General features: G+C 42.5%; 15 protein-coding genes. 14 read left to right on the forward strand and 1 reads right to left on the reverse strand.

The features are described 5' to 3' along the window. From priA to ADA55_RS29405, 12 genes are all read left to right on the forward strand, one after another. Complete coding sequence (priA, locus tag ADA55_RS13580) at positions 1-2,412, forward strand: primosomal protein N' (protein ID WP_048684636.1); 2,412 nt, start codon at positions 1-3, stop codon at positions 2,410-2,412. 95 nt (positions 2,413-2,507) lie between these two features. After that, positions 2,508-2,993, forward strand: coding sequence for a peptide deformylase (gene def, locus ADA55_RS13585; protein WP_034313798.1), 486 nt, complete (start codon positions 2,508-2,510; stop codon positions 2,991-2,993). Then, positions 2,990-3,949, forward strand: coding sequence for a methionyl-tRNA formyltransferase (gene fmt / locus ADA55_RS13590; protein ID WP_048684638.1), 960 nt, complete (start codon positions 2,990-2,992; stop codon positions 3,947-3,949). Before def ends, fmt begins: the two co-directional genes overlap by 4 nt. Then, positions 3,936-5,288 carry a 16S rRNA (cytosine(967)-C(5))-methyltransferase RsmB gene (rsmB, locus tag ADA55_RS13595; protein ID WP_048684640.1) on the forward strand — a complete coding sequence of 451 codons (1,353 nt, stop codon included), beginning with the start codon at positions 3,936-3,938 and terminating at the stop codon, positions 5,286-5,288. Before fmt ends, rsmB begins: the two co-directional genes overlap by 14 nt. After that, complete coding sequence (rlmN, locus tag ADA55_RS13600) at positions 5,288-6,382, forward strand: 23S rRNA (adenine(2503)-C(2))-methyltransferase RlmN (protein ID WP_048684642.1); 1,095 nt, start codon at positions 5,288-5,290, stop codon at positions 6,380-6,382. The genes rsmB and rlmN overlap by 1 nt, the downstream gene beginning before the upstream one ends. Before the next feature lie 4 nt (positions 6,383-6,386). Continuing rightward, on the forward strand, positions 6,387-7,136 hold the full coding sequence (locus ADA55_RS13605) for a Stp1/IreP family PP2C-type Ser/Thr phosphatase (RefSeq protein ID WP_034313784.1): 750 nt from the start codon (positions 6,387-6,389) through the stop codon (positions 7,134-7,136). A 5-nt stretch (positions 7,137-7,141) separates the two neighbouring features. Further along, positions 7,142-9,175, forward strand: a complete 2,034-nt coding sequence (pknB, locus tag ADA55_RS13610; protein WP_048684643.1) for a Stk1 family PASTA domain-containing Ser/Thr kinase — start codon at positions 7,142-7,144, stop codon at positions 9,173-9,175. A 23-nt stretch (positions 9,176-9,198) separates the two neighbouring features. After that, on the forward strand, positions 9,199-10,080 hold the full coding sequence (rsgA, locus tag ADA55_RS13615) for a ribosome small subunit-dependent GTPase A (protein WP_048684646.1): 882 nt from the start codon (positions 9,199-9,201) through the stop codon (positions 10,078-10,080). Between the two features lies 1 nt (position 10,081). Further along, positions 10,082-10,729, forward strand: a complete 648-nt coding sequence (rpe, locus tag ADA55_RS13620; RefSeq protein ID WP_048684649.1) for a ribulose-phosphate 3-epimerase — start codon at positions 10,082-10,084, stop codon at positions 10,727-10,729. A gap of 102 nt (positions 10,730-10,831) precedes the next feature. Beyond that, on the forward strand, positions 10,832-11,485 hold the full coding sequence (locus ADA55_RS13625; protein ID WP_048684650.1) for a thiamine diphosphokinase: 654 nt from the start codon (positions 10,832-10,834) through the stop codon (positions 11,483-11,485). Positions 11,486-11,607: 122 nt separating this feature from the next. Beyond that, complete coding sequence (spoVM, locus tag ADA55_RS13630; RefSeq protein WP_034313769.1) at positions 11,608-11,688, forward strand: stage V sporulation protein SpoVM; 81 nt, start codon at positions 11,608-11,610, stop codon at positions 11,686-11,688. Between the two features lie 45 nt (positions 11,689-11,733). Next, positions 11,734-11,871, forward strand: a complete 138-nt coding sequence (locus ADA55_RS29405; protein ID WP_153246132.1) for a hypothetical protein — start codon at positions 11,734-11,736, stop codon at positions 11,869-11,871. A gap of 2 nt (positions 11,872-11,873) precedes the next feature. On the opposite strand, the gene rpmB is transcribed toward ADA55_RS29405, so the two are convergent. Beyond that, positions 11,874-12,062, reverse strand: a complete 189-nt coding sequence (gene rpmB / locus ADA55_RS13635; protein ID WP_034313767.1) for a 50S ribosomal protein L28 — start codon at positions 12,060-12,062, stop codon at positions 11,874-11,876. A gap of 253 nt (positions 12,063-12,315) precedes the next feature. Here rpmB and ADA55_RS13640 point away from each other — a divergent pair, with 253 nt between their 5' ends. Both ADA55_RS13640 and ADA55_RS13645 read left to right on the forward strand, forming a co-directional pair. Then, a complete protein-coding gene (locus tag ADA55_RS13640; protein WP_048684651.1) occupies positions 12,316-12,678 on the forward strand; it encodes an Asp23/Gls24 family envelope stress response protein in 363 nt (120 codons plus the stop codon). 18 nt (positions 12,679-12,696) lie between these two features. Next, a complete protein-coding gene (locus ADA55_RS13645) occupies positions 12,697-14,367 on the forward strand; it encodes a DAK2 domain-containing protein (protein ID WP_048684654.1) in 1,671 nt (556 codons plus the stop codon). Positions 14,368-14,527 lie beyond the last annotated feature (160 nt).

Raw genomic sequence — 14,527 nt, forward strand, 5'->3', positions numbered from 1 at the left:
ATGGATATAGCATCCGTCATCGTGGATGTACCTGCTAAACAAACGGATCGAGAATTCGACTATCGCATCCCTGAAAAGTGGAACCAAGTCATCAAGCCCGGAATGAGAGTCATCGTCCCATTCGGTCCAAGAATGGTGCAGGGGTTCGTCACAGGCTTAAAAGCTAAAAGCGACTTTGCGAAATTACGCTTTATAAAGGAACCAATGGATTTGGAGCCCATCCTTAATGATGAATTGCTTCAGCTCGGTGACTGGTTGACCAATGAGGCGATGTGTTTTAAAATTTCAGCGCTACAGGCCATGCTTCCGGCAGCAATGAAAGCAAAGTATGAAAAAGTTATTAAAGTCGTTGACGATAAAAAGGATCAGCTCCCTCCCTCCATTCAAAACCTTTTCGGAAAAAATGATTCACTATCTTGGAAAGACGTGATTGAAGGGGAAAATGCCTCCCTGGTCCAAAAGGAAATGCAAAATGGCAATCTTGAGCTCGAATATAATGTGAAAAACCGACTTAACAAGAAGACGGTCCGAGTCATAAAATCTTTGCTTTCCCCTATGGAACTGAAAGAAATGGCATCAGCCATATCCAGCCATGCAAAAAAACAACAGGAACTCCTTCATTACTTTATTGAACATCAAGAACCCATCCCGTTAAAGGATTTGCTTGAATTGATGAACACATCAAGCGGTACCGTCAAATCCCTAGTGTCAAAAGGGGCCTTGGCTGAAATGGATCAAGAAATATACCGTGATCCTTATGAAAACCGTGTGTTCGAAAAATCCATTCCCTTTACACTGACAGCTGAACAAACCGCTGCATTGAAGCCGATCCAAGAGAAAATACATCATGATGAACATGATGTCTTCCTTTTATATGGTGTAACCGGCAGCGGGAAGACGGAAGTGTATCTGCAGGCAATTGCCTCTGTCATTGAAAAAGGGAAGGAAGCCATCATGCTTGTACCTGAAATCTCCTTGACGCCACAGACTGTGAAGAGGTTTAAGGAACGATTTGGGGAGCAGGTAGCTGTCATGCATAGCGGTTTATCCGTAGGTGAAAAATATGATGAATGGCGGAAAATTCACCGCAAAGAAGTAAAAGTGGTGGTCGGGGCTCGTTCTGCCGTGTTTGCTCCTTTTGAAAACCTGGGGCTGGTCATCATTGACGAAGAGCATGAATCCAGTTATAAGCAAGAAGAAACGCCAAGATACCATGCTAGGGATGTTGCCATTGAAAGAGCAAAATCATATGGTTGTCCGGTTATTCTTGGCAGCGCCACACCTACACTTGAATCTTTTGCGCGAGCCAAGAAAAATGTCTATAAATTATTGACCCTTAGCCAGAGGATGAATAAAAATGCTTTGCCAGCAGTGGATATTGTAGATATGAGGGAAGAACTAAGAACGGGAAATCGTTCCATGTTTTCGGAGCTGCTCTTTACCAAGCTGAAAGACCGGCTTGATAAGGGGGAGCAAACTGTCCTGATGCTAAATAAAAGGGGACATTCTTCCTTTGTGATGTGTCGAAGCTGCGGATTGGTCATCAACTGCCCTAATTGTGACATTTCACTTACATATCATCGCTTTAATGATATAATGAAATGCCATTATTGTGGGTTTGAAGAGGGAATGCCTTCCGTTTGCCCTGAATGTGAAAGTGAACATATAAGGTTCTTTGGAACAGGCACTCAAAAGGTTGAAGAAGAGCTTGCAAAAATCCTCCCTGAAGCAAGGGTCATACGAATGGATGTTGATACGACGAGTAAGAAGGGTTCACATGAGCGATTGCTGAATGCCTTTGGTGAAGGAAAGGCGGATATATTGCTAGGCACCCAAATGATAGCCAAGGGCCTTGATTTTCCTAATATCACTCTGGTTGGAGTCCTTTCAGCCGATACGATGCTACATCTGCCTGATTTCCGTTCTTCGGAAAAGACATTTCAGCTGCTGACGCAGGTCAGCGGAAGGGCGGGACGTCATCAGCTTCCGGGAGAAGTGGTCACCCAAACCTATACGCCTGAGCACTACAGCATCGAGCTTTCTGCCCTGCAGGATTATGATGCTTTTTATGAACGGGAGATGTATCTAAGGAGGCAAAGTCATTACCCTCCATATTATTATGTTGTCCTGATAACCGTTTCACATGAAGATTTAATGAAGACGGTGAGTGTTACTGAGAAAATCACCAATTATTTAGGCTCGCGATTGAATCGGGATTCTGTCGTACTAGGTCCGGTTGCTTCGCCCATTAGTCGAATCAACAATAGATATCGCTATCAATGTCTGATAAAATACAAACGAGAGCCTGACCTGAATCAGCATTTACGCACACTTTTAGAGCATTACCAAAAAGAAACCGCTCAGAATCATTTGCAGATTTCAATAGATTTAAATCCACAGATCATGATGTAATTATTTAAGAGATGGATGATTACCGCGAGCTGTTACAGCTTGCGTTTTTATATAATGAAGTGTTGTTTTTCATATCTAGGAGGGTACCTTTAATTTTGGCTATTTTACCGATTGTTTTGTTTCCTGAAAAAATTTTACAACAAAAATGCGATAAAGTAACAAGTTTTGATAAAAAGTTGGCAAAGCTGTTAAATAACATGTATGAAACGATGGTGGAGGCTGATGGCGTTGGACTTGCAGCACCTCAAGTTGGCGTGAAAAAGCAAGTGGCCGTCGTTGAAATAGAGGAAGGATCAGGTGCAATCGAACTGATTAATCCGGAAGTGCTGGAATTGGAAGGAGAACAGACAGGTGTTGAAGGATGCTTGAGCTTCCCGAGTTTATATGGTGAAGTAGTGCGTCCTTACCGTGTCAAAGTCCGGGCACAAGACCGAAAAGGATCTTATTTCGAGATAGAAGCGGAGGATTTCCTTGCACGGGCCCTTCTACACGAAATCGATCATCTGCAAGGAGTCTTATTTACAAGTAAGGTTTCCCGGTATATTTCGGAAGAAGAGTTAGAAAGGTATGGAGAAGAATGACAAAAATAATTTTTATGGGTACACCGGACTTTTCGGTGCCGGTATTGAAAAGAATCATTGATGAAGGGTATGATGTGATCGCTGTTGTCACACAGCCCGATCGTCCAGTGGGTCGCAAAAAGGTGCTAACGCCGCCGCCAGTTAAAGTTGAAGCCGAAAAGCATGGGATACCCGTTTATCAGCCTGATAAAATCCGGGAAAAAGAAGAACTTGAAAAAATCATTGCATTGAATGCTGATTTAGTGGTGACGGCGGCATTCGGACAAATTCTTCCGAATGAATTGTTGGATGCCCCTAAGTACGGTTGTATTAATGTACATGCCTCCCTGCTTCCCGAACTGCGTGGAGGGGCGCCAATTCATTATTCCATTTTACAGGGGAAAGAAAAGACTGGGATAACCATCATGTATATGGCAGAAAAATTGGATGCCGGTGATATATTGACTCAGGCTGAAGTTACTATAGAGGAAGAAGACAATGTTGGTACACTGCATGATAAATTAAGCAAGATAGGGTCGGATTTACTTGCGGAGACACTTCCAAAACTTATAAATGAAGAGTTACAGGCAATCAAGCAAGATGATGCTAAAGCATCTTTTGCGCCCAACATCAAACGGTCGGAGGAAAAAATCGACTGGTCGAAATCAGGGGAAGACATCTATAATCATGTACGCGGCCTGAATCCTTGGCCTGTTGCTTATACAACCTTAGACGGTTCCATTATGAAAATATGGCAAGTTATGAAACTTGAAGCTGGCAAGCAGGCCTTGCCGGGCACGGTCATTGATGTACAAAATGATGGTTTCATCGTTTCGACAGGCAATGAGACGGCAATACTAGTAACAGAACTGCAGCCTTCAGGAAAGAAAAAAATGCCGGCGAAAGATTACTTGCGCGGAGCCGGATCGTTCATTAAAGCAGGCATGAAGTTAGGAGAACAGAATGAAGCAAACTAAAAAGGGAGTACGTGAAATCGCTCTCGATATTTTGGAATCTGTAGAGAAAAACCAATCCTACAGTAACCTATTATTGAACAACTTGATTAAAAAGCACCAGTTATCCGCCGTGGACAGCGGTTTGCTTACAGAGATAAGCTACGGTACCATCCAGCGGAAAATGACTTTGGATTATTTTTTGAACCCGTTTATTAAACAACCTAAAAAAACGCAAAGCTGGGTCATCAATTTACTTAGACTTTCCGTTTACCAAATGGTCTATTTAGATAAAGTGCCTGATCATGCAATCATTTTCGAGGCTGTAGAAATTTCCAAAAAGCGCGGACACAAGGGCACCTCTTCAATGGTCAATGGTGTGCTTCGTAATATTCAAAGAAATGGTGTTCCTTCTTTAGAGGAAATTAAAGATGATCTGGAACGGCTTTCCATAGAGGTGAGTCATCCTATTTGGCTGGTCCAGCGTTGGGTAGAGCAATTTGGTTATGAAAAAACCAAGGAAATGTGTGAAATCAACTTAACTGCGCCATTACAGACAGGACGTGTTAATTTAAAGAAGATTTCACGCCGTGAACTGATCAGCATATTAACGGAAGAAGGATATGATGTTGAAGCGAGTGAAGTCGTTCCCGAAGCAATCGTCAGCTATAAAGGGAATCTTGCCCATTCAGAAAGCTATAAAATGGGGTATTTATCGATTCAGGACGAGAGTTCAATGCTAGTTGCCCATGCATTGGGTGCGAATGAAAATGATGCTGTGCTCGATTGCTGTGCTGCACCTGGAGGGAAAACGACCCATATCGCAGAAGGCTTGACCACAGGACAAGTATATGCGCTCGACCTTCATGAGCATAAGGTCAAGCTCATTAAAGAGCAGGCGGAGCGCCTAAAACTCAGAAACAATATTAAGACAATGGCCCTTGATAGCAGAAAAGTGCAAGAGCACTTTAATAAGGAAGGGTTTGACAGGGTCCTGATCGATGCACCATGTTCCGGGTTGGGAGTCATGCGCCGGAAGCCTGATGTAAAGTATACTAAAACAAAAGATGATATAATGAAACTCTCAAGTATACAACAACAATTATTGGAATCGGCTGCCCCGCTTGTTAAGCAAGGCGGACGGTTAGTATATAGTACCTGTACGGTGGATAAAGAAGAAAATGACAAAGTCGCTGCAGCATTTTTGGAAAGCCATCCGGATTTTGAAAGCGATGCAACCTTGTCCACAAGAATGCCTGAAAGCGTTCAGCCATATATCGAGGGTCATACGCTGCAAGTTTTTCCGCAATATTTTAGCAGTGACGGATTCTTTATTGCGAGTTTTAGAAAGAAGGTGCTGTAATGGCAGAAATCACTAAATCATCTAGAATAAGAAAAGACACGACACCAGAAAAACCATCGATCTACTCATTGGAGCTTCACCAAATTAAAGAATGGCTTCTACAAAATGGCGAGAAGGCATTCCGGGCCGAGCAAGTATATGACTGGCTTTATAAAAAGCGTGTCTCCAGTTTTGAAGATATGTCCAACCTTTCGAAATCATTACGGGATAAGTTGGAGTCGCAATTCACCTTCACAACATTGAAGACTTTGATTCAGCAAACGTCCAATGACGGAACGATGAAGTTTTTATTTGAACTCCAAGATGGATATTCGATTGAAACGGTGCTGATGCGTCATGAATACGGAAACTCCATTTGTGTGACAACGCAGGTAGGATGCAGAATTGGCTGTACATTCTGTGCTTCGACACTAGGCGGTTTAAAGCGGAATCTTGAATCAGGGGAAATTGTTGCCCAGGTCGTTAAAGTTCAGCAAGCACTTGACGAGTCGGAAGAGCGTGTTAGTTCCGTCGTTATCATGGGAATCGGTGAACCGTTTGATAACTACGATAATATGATGTCATTCTTGAAGAATATAAACCATGAAAAGGGCTTGAACATCGGGGCGCGTCATATTACCGTTTCCACAAGTGGAATCATTCCTAAAATCTATAAGTTTGCCGAAGAAAGCATGCAAATAAACTTTGCTGTTTCCCTTCATGCACCGAATACGGAATTGAGAAGTAAATTGATGCCGATCAATAAAGCCTACAAACTTCCAGACCTGATTGAGGCCATCAAATACTATACAGAAAAAACAGGCCGCCGTGTAAGTTTTGAATATGGTCTATTCGGTGGCGAAAATGATTCAGTGGAGCACGCTGAAGAATTAGCAGCTTTAATAAAAGGGATAAAATGCCATGTGAACTTAATACCGGTTAACTATGTACCGGAACGCAACTATGTACGAACACCTCGGGACCAGATTTTTGAGTTTGAAAAAACATTGAAGAAGCGCGGCATTAATGTAACGATCCGAAGGGAACAAGGCAGTGATATTGACGCAGCCTGCGGCCAGCTTCGGGCCAAGGAGCGCAAAGAAGAGACGAGGTGACCCTATGAGGGCAATATTTAAGACAGACCGTGGAAAAGTCCGCCAGCATAATGAAGATAATGGCGGAATCTTTAAGAACTCGGAAGGCGTTCGCCTTGCCATCGTTGCAGATGGCATGGGCGGCCACCGTGCCGGGGATGTAGCCAGTGCAATGACGATAGACCTTCTGAAAAAGGGCTGGGAAGTATCCACCGGAATCGAAACGGCAAATGATGCCGAAGATTGGCTTAAGCAGCAAATCTTCACGGTCAATCAGTTGCTTTTTGAACATGCAGAAGCGAATACGGAATGTAAGGGCATGGGGACCACCATTGTTGCAGCCATTTGCACCGACAAATTTGCTACCATTGCCAACATCGGGGACAGCCGGTGTTATTTGTATAATGAGAGTGGTTTTAAGCAGGTCACGGAAGATCATTCACTCGTTAACGAATTGGTCCGTTCCGGTCAGATTTCGAAAGAAGATGCCGAAAACCATCCACGGAAAAATGTTTTATTACGAGCCTTGGGGACAGAAATGCAAGTGGAAATGGACATTATGACGGTCATCTTCGAAGAAAATGATTTACTATTGCTTTGTTCGGACGGATTGACGAATAAAGTGAGTGAACTGGAACTGGAAGAAACGGTAACCAATGCACAGTCACTTGAAGAAAAGGCGAATTCATTAATAGATAAGGCCAATCACTACGGTGGGGAAGATAATATCACCCTTGTGCTTGTTCAATTTACTGAAGAAAGTGAAAGCAGGTGAATTGAATGTTGATTGGCAGAAGGATCAACGGCCGTTATAAACTGATCCAGATGGTCGGCGGCGGCGGTATGGCTAATGTTTACCTTGCAAGGGATATGATCTTGGATAGGGATGTTGCATTGAAAATCCTTCGCATGGATTTTAATAATGACGAAGAGTTCATCAAGCGCTTCAATCGGGAAGCCCAATCGGCAACCAGTTTGGCCCATCCCAATATCGTAAGTATTTATGATGTTGGTGAAGAAGATTCCATCTATTATATTGTAATGGAATACGTTGACGGTTTTACACTTAAGCAATACATACAAAAATATTATCCAATTCCAGTTGATGAAGCCTTGGATATCATGAGGCAAATCACGGCAGCGATTTCCCATGCCCATCATAATGGGATCATCCATCGTGACATCAAGCCACAGAACATTTTGATTGATAAGGAAGGAACCGTCAAGATTACGGACTTTGGGATTGCATTGGCCCTAAGTGCAACAAACATAACGCAGACCAACGCAGTCTTGGGTTCGGTTCATTATTTATCTCCGGAACAGGCCAGAGGCGGTATGGCCAATAAGAAATCGGACATTTATTCACTTGGCATCGTCATGTTTGAATTGTTGACGGGGAGATTGCCTTTTTCGGGTGAATCAGCCGTGTCGATAGCTCTTAAACATTTACAATCGGAAACTCCTTCACCAAAACGCTGGAACTCTGAAATCCCCCAGAGTGTGGAAAATATTATCTTGAAAGCGACAGCCAAAGATTCATATTACCGCTATGAGAGCGTGGACTCGATGGAAGATGATATACGGACGTCGCTTAATCCGGAGCGTTCCAATGAACCTCCTTTTGCGATTCCCGAAGATCATGATGCAACAAAAGCCATCCCCGTCATAACGGATGATCAGCTTTCAAGCATCGATGAGACAATCATTAGGGGTCCTGAAAAAAATACGTTAGTTTATGCGGACGATGAGGAAAGTGAATCAGAAGCAGAGAGTAATTCAAAAAAGAAACAGAAGAAACAAAAGAAACAGAAAAAACAAAAAAACAAGTCGGAACACAAAGGTAAAAAACGAAAGAACATGCCAGCGATCTTGGTGACCACCTTTTTAGTTCTCGCACTGCTTGCAGTTTTATCTGTTACAGTTTTACCTCCCCTCCTTGTCTCGAAGGAAGTGACGATCCCTGACCTTAAAGGGGAAGAATTGGATGACGCCATTACTGAATTGCTTGAACTGGATTTGGAAATTGGAGATACGATCGAGATTGAAGATGAAGAGGTTGAAGCTGGTCTTGTGATCAAAACCAATCCTAAGGAAGGTAAGACGGTCAAGGAAGGTGCAGTGATCGATATTTATCAAAGCGTCGGTAAAGAGACGATTTCATTGTCCAGCTATGAAGGTCGAGATTACTCTGATGTTAAATCCCTGCTTGAAAAAATGGGATTCAAAAACATAAGCGTGACTGAAAAGTATGATGACAGTGCTCCCGGCACGATCATAGAACAATCGCCTTCTGGTGCTACTGAGGTCGTACCATCCGAAACGGAGCTTGAGCTGACGGTCAGTAAAGGGGCAGATCTCATGAGCTTGAAGAACTTAACGGGGTTCAATGAGGCTGGCCTTAATGATTATTCAAGCGAGAGTGGAATAAAGGTAGAGATCGAAGAAGAAATCTATGATGATTCCGTAGCGGAGGGGCTTGTCATTTCCCAGTCACCGGAACCTGCTACGAAGGTGGAAAAGGGCAGTACTGTGAAAGTGGTCATTTCAAAAGGGAAAGAAGAGATTCCGCCCAAGAGTGTAACGGAGGAAGTCAACATCGAGTATGATCCGGTTGAGCCAGGCAAAACACAAAAAATACAAATCTTCATCGAGGATATCGACAATAGCATGACGGAGCCTCAAGAAACATTCTATATATTGGAAGATGCGAAGAGAACGATCGAATTAATGGTATCCCCGGATAAGAAAGCAGGATATAAAGTCATGCGGGACAATCAGGTCATCATTGACGAATCCGTCTCATATCCAGAATAAATTTAAGAATTAGGAGTGTGGTTATGCCAGAAGGAAAAATAATCAAAGCATTAAGTGGATTTTATTATGTCCTTGATGGTGAAGAGGTCTATCAATGCCGTGGAAGGGGCCTGTTCAGGAAGAATAAGGTAACCCCGCTCGTTGGTGATTATGTTGTTTTTGAAGCGGAAAATAAAACGGACGGGACCGTGACCGAAATAAAACCGCGAAAGAATGAATTGATACGTCCGCAAATCTCGAATGTAGACCAGGCAATCCTTGTCTTTTCGGCAGTGGAACCTGATTTCAGTCCAGCCTTGCTTGATCGATTTCTCGTATTGATCGAAGATAACGAAATCGAACCGATCATCGTCGTGACGAAACTGGACTTGGTTACAGCTGAAAACCAAAAGAAATTGTCTCAGTATATCAAGGACTATCAGAAACTTGGCTATACTGTACTGGAGACATCTTCCGTCACCGCTGGAGGGATTGAAGAACTAGTGCCGTATTTAGAAGGAAAGACCAGTGTATTTGCGGGGCAGTCCGGTGTTGGGAAATCGTCTTTGCTGAATGCGATCAATCCGGAATTGGCTTTAAAGACGGATGATATTTCTTCACATCTGGGACGCGGGAAGCATACGACCCGGCACGTTGAATTGATCCATATTGGCTCCGGACTTGTCGCGGATACTCCAGGGTTCAGTTCACTTGAATTCATGGAAATGGAAGCTGAACGGCTTTCCTATTGCTTCCCGGAAATGCATAAGCATGGGGAAGAATGTAAATTCAGGGCCTGTCTGCACGATAAAGAACCGAAATGTGCAGTGAAGGAAGCGGTGGATTCCGGGGAAATTCCCCGTTATCGATACGAGCATTATATGCAATTCTTAGAAGAAATAAGAGATAGAAAGCCGAGGTATTAAAATGGTTAAAATCGCACCATCCATTTTATCAGCTGACTTTGCAAAATTGGGAGAAGAAATTCTTGATGTGGAAAGGGGCGGAGCGGATTTGATCCATGTGGATGTCATGGATGGGCATTTCGTGCCGAATATAACGATAGGCTCACTAATTGTTGATGCTATCCGCCCAGTAACGAAGCTTCCGCTTGATGTTCATTTAATGATTGAACAACCTGATTGTTATATCGAGTCCTTTGCGAAAGCGGGAGCCGATTATATAACTGTACATGTAGAGGCCTGCACACATTTGCATCGAACGGTTCAATTGATTAAATCTTTTGGTGTAAAGGCAGGCGTGGTGCTTAATCCAGCCACTCCGGCTTCCTTGATACAACCTATAATCGAAGATATTGACATGGTATTGTTGATGACGGTTAATCCGGGTTTTGGCGGGCAAAAGTTCATTAAATCCGTTCTTCCGAAAATTGCCGAAGTGAAGGCGATGGCAGGAAAGTATAATCAAAATCTCGAGATAGAGATTGATGGTGGAGTAAATGAAGAAACGGCTAAACTATGTATTGAACAAGGGGCGACAATCCTGGTGGCCGGTTCGGCAATATATGATCAGGAAGATCGACACGCAGCGATTCAAAAGATTCGGGGAAAGTGATATAAGCCGACACTATCATATTCATATGATGGTGATCGGCTTTTTTTATCAATTAAACTAAGGCACCTTGGATATGATTATATATGGAAAAGGATGATTTCGATGATTATCAGTATAATGGCTGGAGGTCCGGAATGTTTTTGGCCGGATTTGACATGGTATAAGGAGAAGACAGATCTTTGGGTCGGGGTTGACAGGGGAGTATGGTCTCTGCTTGAAAAAGGTATCGAACCTAAGTACGGTTTTGGGGATTTTGATTCGGTTTCGGAAGGTGAATACGAAAAGATTGAGCAAATGCTGCAAGAAATCAATCTATATTCCTCGGAAAAGGATGAAACGGATTTAGAAATCGCATTTAAATGGGCAATGGGGCAAAAGCCAAGAGAAATTCACATTCTGGGCGCAACAGGGGGAAGAATGGACCATTTTCTCGGGAATATCCAGCTGCTCCAAAAAGAAAGTGTCCTCCCTCATCATGGCGATATGGATATATACATAGTCGATCGGCAAAATATAATCACAGTAAAGACAGCCGGTTCTTATGAGGTCACTGCTTTGAAAGATAAGAAATACTTGTCCTTGCTCCCAGTAAACGCTGAAGTCACCGGCATTACTCTTTCGGGTTTCAAATATCCGCTGGACGATGCAAGCTTGGAAATGGGTTCGACGCTTTGCATCAGCAATGAACTAATTTCCGAATCTGGGAATGTTTCATTTGAGAAAGGCATATTAATGGTGATAAGAAGCAGTGATTAAAATTCATGCTTAGAGCAGATTCGGATATAATTACGATCATCCTATATCCGCTTAAAAGCTTATGTTGTAATAGAAAAATTCCACTTCATCTTTAATTGTGGGATGCAAAGAGGAGGGGCATGATGAAATTTTATACGATTAAATTGCCAAAAGTTCTGGGCAGTTTGGTAAGGGCTATGCTCGGAGCGTTTAAAAAAGGCTGATACTTATCTCCATGACACCTCTCAAAATAAGGGAGGTGTTATTTTTTGGTAAATATGGGCGGCCATCCATTAATGGGTGAAGGCATCCTTCTTGATGCAGACTGGACTGGTCAAAGATTTGAAACCATCCCCATTAAATACCGGCCATTACAAGTAAAAAGGCATCCTAAGAGGATGCCGTAACATTATACGCGTTCTACTTTGCCCGATTTAAGAGCTCTTGCAGAAACGTATACACGTTTAGGTTTACCGTCAACTAAAATACGTACTTTTTGAAGGTTAGCGCCCCATGTACGCTTGCTAGCGTTCATTGCGTGAGAGCGGCTGTTACCAGAACGAGTTCTTCTTCCAGTGATTACACATTTACGTGCCATGTCAAATTCCCTCCTAACTACAACAAGCTTAAGTTTTTCGCAGTCGTCTTAAGTCTTTGTAAAATACTTTAATAATTTATCATACCTACCGCTAGAATGCAATACTTCAGTTAATTACTTTCAAGAAAAAAACCTTGACATACATACTTCGAAATTGAATTATATAGAGTGCCGTAAGACATTTACTTTTAAAACCAGAGACATTATAGTAAAATGTCTTTAGTTGATTTGATTTTTTGGGAGGGAAAAGAAAATGTCTATCGAATTACAAACGAAGTATGGACAAATTGATATCTCTAATGATGTTATCGCAACTGTAGCAGGCGGCGCAGCCGTGGATTGCTATGGAATTATAGGAATGGCTTCCAAAAAACAATTTAAAGACGGCATTGCCGAAATTCTAAGAAAAGAAAACTTTACTAAGGGTGTAATTGTACGTCAAGAAGAGGAAGAAGTTCATATCGATATGTATATTATCGTAAGTTATGGAACGAAAATCTCGGAAGTTGCACATAATGTGCAATCAAAGGTAAAGTACACTCTGGACAAAACTGTAGGATTAGCTGTTGATTCCGTTAACATTTTTGTACAGGGAGTTCGTGTGACGAACCCTTAAGTATAGGAGGAAAGTTTTGTGTCAATTACAAGTTTGAACGGAAAGCGCTTTGCAGAAATGATCATTCAAGGTGCCAACCATTTAGCGGCTAATGCCCAAATGGTTGATGCATTGAATGTTTTCCCTGTTCCGGATGGAGATACAGGAACGAATATGAATTTATCGATGACTTCGGGAGCGAAGGAAGTGCAAAATAACGTCCAGGAACACATCGGAAAAGTGGGTGCGTCCCTTTCAAGAGGATTGCTTATGGGCGCACGCGGCAATTCGGGAGTTATCCTTTCGCAACTGTTCCGCGGTTTTGCTAAAGCGATTGAACATAAATCGGAAATCAATAGTGAAGAATTTGCCCAAGCTTTTGAAGCAGGGGTTCAAACAGCTTATAAAGCCGTTATGAAACCTGTTGAAGGAACCATTTTAACGGTTGCAAAAGATGCAGCCAAGCAAGCGGTTTCATCAGCAGCAAAGCATATAGACCTTATTCAGGTAATGGAAGAAATCGTTACGGAGGCAAATGCTTCATTAAAACGCACACCTGATCTTCTTCCAGTCTTAAAAGAAGTGGGTGTCGTTGATAGCGGCGGACAAGGGTTGGTGTTCGTATATGAAGGTTTCCTTGCTGAGCTGAAAGGTGAAGCCCTTCCAGTCCGATCCGCTAATGGTCCAAGCATGGATGACATGATCAGTGCCGAACATCACATGAATGTACAAGGACATATGAACACGGAAGATATCGTGTTTGGCTACTGTACGGAATTCATGGTCCGATTGGAAAGTGAAAAACTTGCCAATCAATCATTTGATGAAGAAAAATTCAGAAATGATTTAAGTGAATACGGAGATTCTTTACTAGTCATCTCAGATGATGAAGTCGTCAAAGTACATATTCACTCTGAACAGCCTGGCACGTGCCTGAATTATGGACAGCAATATGGTAGTTTAATAAAAATGAAAATCGATAATATGCGTGAACAGCATACTGCGATTGTAGGTGAGACGAATACACCGCTTCAAACTAAACCGCCCACCAAAGAGAAATACGCTGTAGTGTCAGTGGCGATGGGCGCTGGCATCAGCGAATTATTCAAAAGCATCGGCGCTAAGTCCGTCATCGAAGGCGGGCAAACGATGAATCCTAGCACGGAAGATATCGTTAAAGCTGTCGAAGGGGCATATGCAGATCATGTGATCATCTTGCCTAATAATAAAAATATCATCATGGCCGCCAATCAGGCTGCTGATGTACTTGGGGATCATGTGACTGTCATTCCAACGAAAACAGTACCGCAGGGAATGGCTGCATTGTTGGCTTTCAACCCATCACTTGATGCCGAAGAGAATAAAAAAGCGATGATCGAAGCCCTTTCCCATGTGAAAACGGGCCAGATTACTTATGCTGTCCGGGATACCAACATTGACGGTCTTGCAATCGAGACCGGGGACTTCATGGGAATTGCTGAAGGCACCATCAAGGTGAAGGATAAAGACATGACTAAAGCGGCAAAAGATCTTCTCTCCGATATGATTGACGAAGATTCAGAAATCCTTACCATTTTATATGGTGAAGATGCCACTGCTGAAGATGTCGAAAGTCTTGTTGCGTTTTGTAATGAGAATTTCGAAGACGTTGAAGTTGAAGTCCATAATGGGAAACAACCTTTATATTCTTTCATTTTTTCAATTGAATAAGTAGAGAACATGAAAATAAGGGAAACCTATCCGTCATAATGTTTGGAGGATCCCGAAAAAAATAAAAGGCAATAAACTGCATATGTCATTAGGCTATGCAGTTTTATTTTGGCTGTTTTCACATACTTTGTTGCTATTTACCAGGTAGTGAGTTGTGGTT

The sequence above is a fragment of the Bacillus sp. 220_BSPC genome, from assembly GCF_001054655.1.
Taxonomy (GTDB): domain Bacteria; phylum Bacillota; class Bacilli; order Bacillales; family DSM-1321; genus Peribacillus; species Peribacillus frigoritolerans.